The 9681-nt window shown below is 62.3% G+C and carries 5 protein-coding genes and 4 pseudogenes; 3 read left to right on the top strand and 6 right to left on the bottom strand.

What is annotated here, in order from left to right; all coding sequences use genetic code 11:
- Window positions 1-361 precede the first annotated feature (361 nt).
- A pseudogene (locus tag JF781_RS26675) lies at window positions 362-2206 on the top strand (alpha/beta hydrolase).
- An 8-nt stretch (window positions 2207-2214) separates the two neighbouring features.
- Window positions 2215-2760: a hypothetical protein gene (locus JF781_RS26670; protein ID WP_225330510.1), complete on the top strand. Its 546-nt coding sequence runs from the start codon at window positions 2215-2217 to the stop codon at window positions 2758-2760.
- A 40-nt stretch (window positions 2761-2800) separates the two neighbouring features.
- Here the strand turns inward: JF781_RS26670 and JF781_RS26665 are convergent, their stop codons facing one another.
- From JF781_RS26665 to JF781_RS26645, 5 genes and pseudogenes are all read right to left on the bottom strand, one after another.
- The gene (locus JF781_RS26665; RefSeq protein WP_225330511.1) at window positions 2801-3211 is read right to left on the bottom strand and encodes a hypothetical protein; all 411 of its coding nucleotides are present in this window, start codon (window positions 3209-3211) and stop codon (window positions 2801-2803) included.
- A 105-nt stretch (window positions 3212-3316) separates the two neighbouring features.
- Window positions 3317-4027, bottom strand: a complete 711-nt coding sequence (locus JF781_RS26660) for a hypothetical protein (RefSeq protein WP_225330512.1) — start codon at window positions 4025-4027, stop codon at window positions 3317-3319.
- Between the two features lie 76 nt (window positions 4028-4103).
- Entirely contained in the window at window positions 4104-5504 is a 1401-nt protein-coding gene (locus JF781_RS26655) for an ATP-binding protein (RefSeq protein WP_225330513.1), read from the bottom strand.
- Window positions 5505-6544: 1040 nt separating this feature from the next.
- On the bottom strand, window positions 6545-7465 hold the full coding sequence (locus JF781_RS26650; protein WP_225330514.1) for a threonine/serine dehydratase: 921 nt from the start codon (window positions 7463-7465) through the stop codon (window positions 6545-6547).
- 274 nt (window positions 7466-7739) lie between these two features.
- Window positions 7740-8466 (bottom strand): annotated as a pseudogene (locus JF781_RS26645) (IS21 family transposase); the annotation flags it as partial.
- Between the two features lie 71 nt (window positions 8467-8537).
- Between JF781_RS26645 and JF781_RS26640 the strand changes: the two are divergent.
- Window positions 8538-8750: pseudogene (locus JF781_RS26640) on the top strand (helix-turn-helix domain-containing protein); the annotation flags it as partial.
- Window positions 8751-8865: 115 nt separating this feature from the next.
- Here JF781_RS26640 and JF781_RS26635 read toward each other — a convergent pair.
- Window positions 8866-9681, bottom strand: a pseudogene (locus tag JF781_RS26635) (hypothetical protein); the annotation flags it as partial.

The raw sequence follows: 9681 nt of genomic DNA, 5'->3' as shown, positions 1-9681 counted from the left end.
GTCGCACTCGGGCCGCTTCTGCCGACCTGATGACGGCTTGTCGCGCCCCGGGCCGTGAACTTTTCAAACACGTCGTAAGTCTCGCAACAGCCACCGACGCACACGCGGGTCCGCGGCACGGATAGACATCTTGACCTGACCGGGACAGCAGACCCCGCCGTTCGATAACCTCTGGCGGCCGCCACGGAACCTGACTTGTACTTTGACGACGTAACGAACAGCATTGATCGACTAAAGGCTCAACGAATAGGCAACGCCGCCTGGGTAGTACCCGATTGAGAATTACGGCCCACTGTCCAAGCCGTTGGGCGAGAATATTCGCGTTAACGGCGGGTAGGGGCGACCATGTTGGAGGCGGCCGATGCATTTGGTGTGGCTGGATGTCGCCGCCTTGATCGCCAATGCGGGGGGCGATCCGTGGGAAATCAACCGGAGCCTGCAAGCTGGCCAGCCCGGCCAGATCTCTAACCTCGCCAACGCCTTCCACGGCGCCGGCCGCCAGACCGCCGAGGCCGAACATGCATTCGCGCAGGCGCAGCAGCGCTTCAATGCGGCCTGGAACCACCAGGATGGCGCTCCCAATCCGATCAACGCGTCAGCCGAGGTGCAGCGCACCGTCAAATCGCTTGGTGCTCAGTCTGAGCAGTTGCCCAAGATCGGAGCCGACTTGGAAAATATCGCCGCTGCATTGGCTGACGCGCAAAAGACCGGAGCTCAAGAGATCGCCACACTCGAAGGCCAGTTGGAACAGCTCGACCACATGATCGACTTAGCCGAGCAGGATCTGCGGGAACACCCTGATGCGGCGAGCCAGCAAGAACTGCATGCGATCATCAACGCCCTCAAAAGGACAGCGGTTAGCGACACCAAAGACGCTCTCAACCAACTGACCGCGGCACGCAATGGCTATTCGGCCACGCTGCAAAGTTCTCTCGGAAATTTGCGTACTGACGGATATGACCCCAAGCCTCTTGAGCCGGTAGACGCGCAGGACAATCCCGAACAGATTCAAATCCCGCCCCCAAACACCAAACCCGAAGACGTCAAGCGTTGATGGGAATCGCTTAGCCAGCAACAACGTGATCAGTTACTCGCGCAGCATCCACCAGAGTTAGGAAACCTCAACGGCATTGAGACCGACAACCGAGACACGGTCAACCAGGCGGTGATGAACGACGACATCGCCCGAGTACAAACCGCCGCTGACCGAGCCCATGTCGGCGTTGATCAAGTGACTCAACACCCGGAGCTGTACGGCCTTACGCCATCAGCCATTACCCGCTACAACAACGCCCTCAAGACACAGGACGGCCTCAAGACGAGCGGCACCAACCCCGACGGCAGCAAGAATCCGGTGTTCCTACAGACCTACGATCCCGAAGCGTTCGACGGCCGAGGCAGAGAAGCCATCGCTATCGGCAACCCCGACAAGGCCGACAACACCACCGTGCTCGTACCGGGGACGGGCAGCAGCGTGCGTGACGGCTATCTGAGCCACACGGACGGACGAAACATCTACAACGAAGCCCAACGGGCCGATCCCACTAAATCAAATTCGGTTCTGGTGTGGATGGGATATCACGCCCCAGACAGCGCAATCGACCCCCAGATAGGGCAGACAACGCTCGCCCGAAATGGAGGAGGCCTACTGGCAGGAGATGTCAACGCGCTCGGCGTAACTCACCAACCAGGCAACTCCCACGTCACCGTTGTCGGTCATTCCTACGGCTCCACAACGGTGGCCGATGCCGCAGCAGGATCGGGAATGCACGCCAACGACGTTGTCCTCGTCGGCTGTCCAGGAACAGACCTTGCCCACAACGCCGGTGACTTCCACCTTCCCGAAGGCGGGCACGTCTATGTGGGCGCTGCATCCACAGACCCGATCACCCACCTCGGCGGCATCCAAGGGCACCTGCCCGGAACGGGAGTCACGGTCGGACTCGGTAGCGACCCGGCCGTCGAAGGCTGGGGTTCGACCCGTTTCAAAGCCGAAGCCCCCGGCATGACCTTCCCGCTAAAGGATCACAGCTCCTACTTCACACCCGGAAACGAATCGTTGTTCAGCATCGCCGACATCGCATCCGGTCACGGTGACGCACTGGAACACGATGGCATGACAGCCCAGCACCGCGGCACCTACTGGCTCCCGGACGAATTCGACCCCGAGTCGCTTCGCCGCCCGACACAAGGCCATTACCATTGAAAACAGCTATGAACACCTTCGACAGGATTAGCGCCGTCACGAGGCGCTTGGCGATTGCACTCGTGACAGCCGGATTCCTGACCATCACGCTTCAATCCTGCAGCAGCATAAGGAATCTCAGCGAAGGAGTGCCGCATCCAATGACTCCCGACGAGTCCAAGGCCCAAGTTGTCAACGCGGCACGAGAGATTGCCATAACTCTTGGGCTCAAAGGCGCCTCCGCTCATTTCAGCCGCGACTCCTGCAACGATCAGGGCGTCGCACCGTTCCGGGGAATCGTGGGACTCGCTTATGACCACGCGCCGACCCTCGAAGCGTCCCGAGCTGAGATCCAACAAATGATCTCAACGCTTAAAAGCCATGGCTGGGGCGGGCCGGGAGACTTCCACACGCATGCATCCGCCGTAAGCAAGCAAGGCGTCACCGCAGTATTTGATCCCTACTCCCCCGTCCAAAACGCAGGTGGGTCAATCACCATCTACGGTGAGTGCCGCGATATGACCACAAAAGCAAACCAACCACCCGAGCCGCTTCCAGCCGACCAGCTTTCCTAATCGACAACTGATAGCCGAAGTGTGCGTCGCTGAGGACACCTCATTGGTGGGCGCCCTCATCCGAGCCTGGAGGACTAATCCAGGGATAAACGGATTCGACGTACTCGTCACGCGAGATAACGAGCGTGGGGGCAGGGCTTGAAATGTCTACGTAAGTGTGCCCTGCGCGGCCCTTGTTGATCAGGATTTCTAGATCGAAAACGATTTCACGTGCCTTTTCCTGGTCGAATTGCCAGACCACGCATGTCGGCCGCAGAACGATAGCGGCGTGACCGGAGTTGATGACGAATTCGTGGGTTATGCCGCCTAGTTCTATCCGCGCTGTGCTTTGTTGAATTGCAGTGTTGACGGCGGCACGAAAGTCTTCAGTCCCGGGACCATCTAAAGTCAGCAAGACCGCATCGTGGCCATAGTCGAACCGGGGTAGATAGTTAACGCGAATAACACTCATGGCGTGTAGTCCAAGTATCTGTTGGTGCTTTCCTAATTGAACAATACGGCCGTGGCCGGGAAGGGCTGGTGGCGATTCGCTGCCCCGGCCCCGGCGTATCAGCTGTTAAGCCGCTGTGCGCCACTGTGGGCCATCGAACGGTGAGGGCCCGCGGAGCACTCCGCCCAGCCGCAGCACGAGCCGCAAATGCGGGTTGGTCTCCGGCGAGTTCGCCTGCACGACGCTCAGACGCGCTTGACCGCCGGAGATCACAGCGCTGACGTAGTCGATCAGGGGGTCGGGTACGTAACCCAAGTGCAGGTGGCGGTGAGTGATTCTGACCGCCAACGAGTTCACCGGGTTGTCGGGTACACGCTGCAGTCCCAACACGGCGTCGCGCGTCAGCGCGGAAATTGCGCGGCTGGCCTCGTCAGTGCAGTAACGGATGCCGTGCGCCAAGAACCGCGCCTCGGTGCGGCCACTGGCCTCAATCTGTGGCAGGGCAATGAGTTCGATAGTGTCACCCTCGCGATATCCGCCCGAGGCGGTGAGAATCTCCCACGAATCAGCGTCTTCAGGTAGGTTCAGGCTCGCCAAGTACTGTGGCCTGTCGGCTCGCTTGGCGCCAATCACACGCTCGGCGAACGCGGAAAACAGATAGGCGCGACGATAGCGGCGGCCGACGTCACTGAAGCCGATCAGCGGCACAAACGACGGATGCTGCACTGCCGCCTGCAAATACGCGAACTCGAAGGTGCCGTCGACGAGTTTGTCTAGGAAGCCTATTGCCCGATACGTGCCCTCAGGGTCACGTCGGGTCACGATGAGCCGCGCCACCGTTGCGGGAGTCTGGATCCCGTTGGTGCGAATCAGAAGACCGCTATGCGCCACCGATCAGCCGCCTCCTGCCCATCTAGAGGTACAAACCTTCAGGAATCGTGGCCCGGTAGCGCCCGCTGCCGATTTCCGCCAGAAGCGTCGCGGTACCGACGTGTCCGTTCTCACCCGCGAGCACGGCGCGGCGGACAATTTCGCGAATATCGCTGCCGCTTGTCTTTTCGGGAAGCGTGGCCGCCACTGTCGCAGTGTCAACCGCGGCGCCACCGGGCAGGTCGTAGATCAATGCCGTCAGAATCCGGGCCGCATCGGTGCGGTTGGGGTAACCGATCTCAACGATGGAGTCGAACCGCCCGGTACGAATCGCCGCCTTGTCCAGAGTGGCGGCGTCGTTAGTGGAAGCCAGCGTCAGGATGCGGGCATTGGCCTGAATGTCCATGGCCTGCAACAGCTCCGATAGTCCACCACCATCGGTAGCGCGGTCCCGGCACCATAGGTCGATATCTTCCAGTACGAGCAGCACCGGGCCGCCGAGGTGCTGGGCTTCCTCCACGACCGCGCTTAGCAGCAGGGTGCCTGCCTTGGCCTCTACATAGATGACGGTGAATTCGCCGACCACCTCGCGGGCGACGACCGCGCTCACCGCCGACTTGCCGGTCCCGGGCGGACCGCACAGGAGCACACCGCGGCGCGCACCGAGGCCATGCCGATTGAGCAGCTCGTGCCGGTCACGCACAGCCTCTACACCGAGATCGACCTCCGCCCACACCTCGCTACCCACGATGACATTCTCCCGCGTAGCGGTCGAGGGAAGATTTATGACGGCCAAGTCCAGCCCGTTGGTGAAGGTCGCGCGCACCGCACGGCCCCGATACGGATTCAGCTGCTTGGCACGTTCAGCCAGCCGATCCAGCAGGATGCGGGCAAGATCCTGGCAGTCGGGAGTCACATAAGCGCTCACTTCGGCCGACTGCATCATGCTCTGGCGACCCTCGATGCCGATCACACACCCGGCGTCTTCCAGCAGCGTCCCGGCAGGGAAATAGGCCCGCAAACACAACGGATGGCGGTACCGGCGCCCACCAATCTCAGTCTGAGTCCACTTGGGCGGGTTGCTGTACTCGCCCGAACCGATCTCACAGTCATGCGCATACTCGTCGATCCACTCGGCCAGCGCCAGTGCGACGGTGAAGCGCGACACCGGGCTGAGGTCGCGTTCCTCTTCGACCAGATGCCCGCGCCCCACCACTCCCAGACAGCGGGTGGTAAACCGCTCTGCCCCCTCCGGGGGACTGATGTTGTCGTGCTCGGCCACACCGACCAGCAGCGCGCCCAGCCCGCGTAGCGACGCAAGGACACTGCGGTCCAGGCTCTGTAGCCAGCCTTCGACATCGGTGATCGGTCGGCGGCGGTGCACCTCAGCACCGCCGGTCAGCTCGGCGCTCAGGTCGGTCAGCTCATCGTCAGTAAGGTTCATCGCCTCGTCGTCATTCCGGGAACAGGGCAGCCGACCAGACTCGCATCGACCCGGCCAAGAGTCAACTACGTTTTCCTCGGCAATGCCGATCGATCTTGCCGTGCAGCGAGATCAGCGCGCCGCACACCACCATCAGCGGTTCGGCGGCAGCTGCTTTGCGAGGTAAGCCTTCGCTGCGGCCGATCGTCGGTGGCCGGCCGGAACGACCCGCCCCTCTAACTTGGCCGACGCCTTCACAGCGCGCATCGCAGAGCGTTTCACCGCAGCCTTCGACACCACGACCTTCTTCGGCGTTCTACGTTCCACGGGACACACCTCCTTGAAGACTCGACCAGCGTCGATGCTACCGGCCCCACGGGTGCCCGCCTAGCCCGGTGCGCGGCATCAACCACCGCGTGCTGGGTCGCCGGCCGGTCAGGTGCCGCCACCGTGGCGAGGACGCGACCGTGCGGCTTGCCGGCTTCCAACTCGCCGACGGACCCTCCGCGCGCGTCGTATGAGTCGAGCACGTTGCGCAGGTGTAGCTTTGCTACGGGCCGCGCACCGTAGCCAGACATCCACTGCGGCGGCCAGAGATGAATCAGCCATCGTCGAGGCAAAGCTTGCCGATTCCCGTTGCGCGGCAGCCTGAATCACAGCGGCACTAGGATCTGCAGTTGTCATGGCCGCCTGCGCTCTGCAGCTACGTTCAGCACGCGTGTGAGCTGGCCGACCTGGCCGGCTTCCTCATCCCATCGTGAATCGATCGAGACCTGACACCCGACGTCGTTCGGTTTCGCCATCGCCTTCCGAGATTGTTCGTAGCCGACGCCAAAGCCACCGAGTCATCGGGAAAATACCGATACTAAGACGCGAATTCTTCTCTACCTAAGGACAATCCGGCCGTGGATCAACGCCGGATTCAAGGTATAAATGAGTCTGTCAAGTTTGATCGGACCCGTGAGGACACGTTGGGTTGGCCCCATGTGGTGCCCATATTTGCGACCGTGTGACAGGTGTGTAGGAGCGTTGTTATCGAGTGCCCGTGCGCTTCTTAGTGCTTAGGGGTGCGGGTAGATCCAACGGTGGTAGGCCTCTGGATCCACGTTGCTGCCGCAAACGATGGTGACGACGTGTCGATCGGCGAAGCGGGCGCGGTCCTCGAGGATGGCGGCGACGCCGAGCGCGGCCGAGGGCTCGACGATCAGGCCCGCGTGGTCCAGGAGCATTCTCATGCCGGCGATGATCGACTCCTCGTCAACCAATATGGCGTCGTCGGCGACGACGAGGAGGTCGTCCAGAACTGCTGGGATGGGGTGTCTGCCGGCCACGCCGTCGGCGATGGTGTTGGTTGAGTCGGTGGTGATGACGCGGCGTTGGCGCCAGGAGTAGGTCATCGCCGGAGCGCCGCGCGGTTGAACGCAGATCATTTCCACCGCTGGCGCCATCACCTTGATGACATGACCGACTCCGGTGGCCAACGCGCCGCCTCCTAGAGCAACCAGCGCAAAGTCGAAAGACGTCTGGGATTCGACGAGTTCGAGGCCGATTGTTGCTGCGCCCTCACAGGTTTCAATGTCTAAGCTATCTTCGACCAGACGAAGATTCTCGCATCGGGCGATGTCGGCTGCGTGCTCGCGAGCGGTCTCGATGTCGCCGTCGACCAGTTCCAGCTTGGCGTCCAGTGCGCGGATACGGTCAAGTTTGGCCGCTGGCGCATACCGGGATGCCACAACGGTGACCTCAAGCCCCCGGGCGCGACCCGACCAGGCGAGGGCTTGGCCAAGATTGCCCGCGCTCGCGCAGATCAGGGCGCTCGGACCGCTGCCGGCCAGCAGACTTGCCACGACCTCAGCACCGCGGGCCTTAAAGCTTCGTACCGGATTGGCTGTTTCGAGCTTGATACTCACTTGGCATCCGAGGATGGTCTCTAAGGCCTCGCACGGGTAGAGGGGTGTGTCGCGGAATATCGGGCTAATCATGCGCCGAGCGGCCTGGACTCGTGCGGTGTCGAGGCGCGTTGGTCCCACGGCAGCAGCGTAACGCCGTACCACCACAGGCACCGCTCGCTGGCAAAAATCCTTGGGTGCTGCTGACTCGAAGTGGTTGATCGGTCCGTGGTCGAAGAGGATTGGTCGACGCTAGCGGGACTGCATGAGGTTCGCCGTGCTCGTAGCGGCCGAATTGAGGGTTGGGCGGCTCCAGTGGCGTACGCAGTCGGGTTTCGGCGCGGGTCGGAGTGGGTTTACGGATTGAGCGCTGATGGTGCGCGATCGGGGTGTTGCCGTCGAAGACCAGCAGCTCGTTGGAGGGCAGCCGCACCCGCACACGGCGGCCGATGAACCGGGCAGGCACCGAATACTGGCTGCTGCGCACCATGATTCGACCGTGCCGATCTACCCGAGGCTCCAATATCAGACCCGGTTCGAACCGCTTAGTCGGCAGTGGTCGCAGTAGGGGTGCTCGAGAGCGAAGTCTTCGCCGACGGTGCGGATGCGGTGCCCGATCCGGCGGGCGTCGTCACCCCGGTCAGCTTCAGCCAGCCGCGCGTTGAGTTCGGTCAGGGACGCTATTTTGGGGACTAGGACCAGGTGGTTGCGGCGAAAGCGTCCGCCCTCGCCCTCGACACCGCCTTTCTCATGGGTTCCGGCGACCCCGGGGATGCAGTAGAACGCCTCGAAGCCCTGATGGGATCGGACAAGACCCAGCGCTGGTTTTCGATCCGGCCGCGATCACCGAACAGCACCCGAGTCACTGCGGATTTCAAGTTGTCGTAGCGGATGTGGCCGGTGGGGGTACCGCCGAACTCGTCGAACGCCGCCAGATGGCCTTCCAGGAATGCCTCCTGGGACTGGGTCGAATAAACCCGGTGCACGGCCTTGCCTGACATCGACAGCCGCATCGTGAACAGAAAGCACTTCGTGCGCCCCTCGGGCAGATCGACATACAGTTCGGCGAAATCGACCTCGGCCTCACACCCCGGTGTTGAAGCTTCCTGAAAACTGACCCTCTGCGGTTCCCGGAAAAATGACCCACTCCGGGGACGGTTGGGGGGTGATTTCAGTGGAGGATTGGGCAGAGATCCGCCGGTTGCGTCCCGCTGAGGGCGTGCCGATTCGAGAGATTGCTCGCCGCATCGGGGTATCGCGCAATACGGTACGGGCCGCGTTGGCATCGGACCGTCCACCGAAGTATGAGCGCGTGAGCCGGGGTTCGGTCGTCGACGCCTACGAGCCGCAGATCCGGGCGTTGCTGCTGGACTGGCCACGCAGATCGCTTGGGTAACGGTTCAACTCGCCACGTCGACACCTCACCCCCGGCCTTTCCGCCGCTCATGCGCGGGTACAACGCCGAACGGTGCGGTGCAGACTGAAGTGTGACATCACGCGGCCCGAATTGACGGTGGCGGATGTTTCAGCACCACACCTACCGTTCTCAGCAACCGGTCGACACCGGAACTACCACCCGCCTCGGCGGCTTCAAGCACCTCCGTCATCAGCTCAGGGCGCCAGGCGACCACGCGGTACCAGTCAGCACGCCCAATCTCGCCAACTACTTCGCCGCCAACATCAGTCGACGCCACGACCGCATCAGGCTGCACCGCTGTGGCACCGCGGACATCGAGGAGCTTGTTCCACAATTGCTCCCGTGCCGAGGACGGCTCGTGTCGCCGACGCGACCACAAGATCTGGCGGCGCCCTTTAGATGCCTGCTCCCATTCATGCCATACCCCCCACTCACCTGGCGGAGTCACCCTAAGAACCTCGCCCGTATCGGTGTCAATCACGGCCCAATCACCGTTGCCCGCCTCCTTTACTGCCCAGTGCCGCGGTGTCCGGACGCCGAAGCCGCGCGCGTCCACCGAAGATGCGAGATCTCCTAGCAGTTCGAACGGTGTGCGGTTTCGTTCGAAGCGCCCAGACTTCGATACCTGACCCGCCGCGATCTCCATCCCGAACTTGCTCGCCGCGTCGTAAGTCGCCTTCGCGAGGTAGTGACCCAAGTACTCGGCGCCCTCGTCCGATACCGCTCGAACATCGACCGCCACCGAACCGGGCATCGCGTAGCCCGCCTTGGTCAAGCCAGCCGACCACCGGCCGTGGATCCTGGACGCAAATACATTACGCGCCAACCACTCTCGATCTAACTCGGGCCCGATCCAGCCTGGAAGGTCTTCCCGCAACGCCGCTTGCTGTCC

Origin of the sequence: Mycobacterium sp. WUMAC-067 (assembly GCF_020217485.1) — a bacterium.
Taxonomy (GTDB): Bacteria; Actinomycetota; Actinomycetes; order Mycobacteriales; family Mycobacteriaceae; genus Mycobacterium.
Note: the sequence above shows the minus strand (reverse complement) of the source record. Positions and strands in the feature narration are given on the sequence as shown.

What these genes read in the sequence shown, in the direction of transcription:
- JF781_RS26650 (WP_225330514.1), bottom strand. Translation starts at nt 7,465, where the DNA reads ATGATTAGCCCGATATTCCGCGACACACCCCTCTACCCGTGCGAGGCC.
- JF781_RS26655 (WP_225330513.1), bottom strand. Translation starts at nt 5,504, where the DNA reads ATGAACCTTACTGACGATGAGCTGACCGACCTGAGCGCCGAGCTGACC.
- JF781_RS26670 (WP_225330510.1), top strand. Translation starts at nt 2,215, where the DNA reads ATGAACACCTTCGACAGGATTAGCGCCGTCACGAGGCGCTTGGCGATT.
- JF781_RS26665 (WP_225330511.1), bottom strand. Translation starts at nt 3,211, where the DNA reads ATGAGTGTTATTCGCGTTAACTATCTACCCCGGTTCGACTATGGCCAC.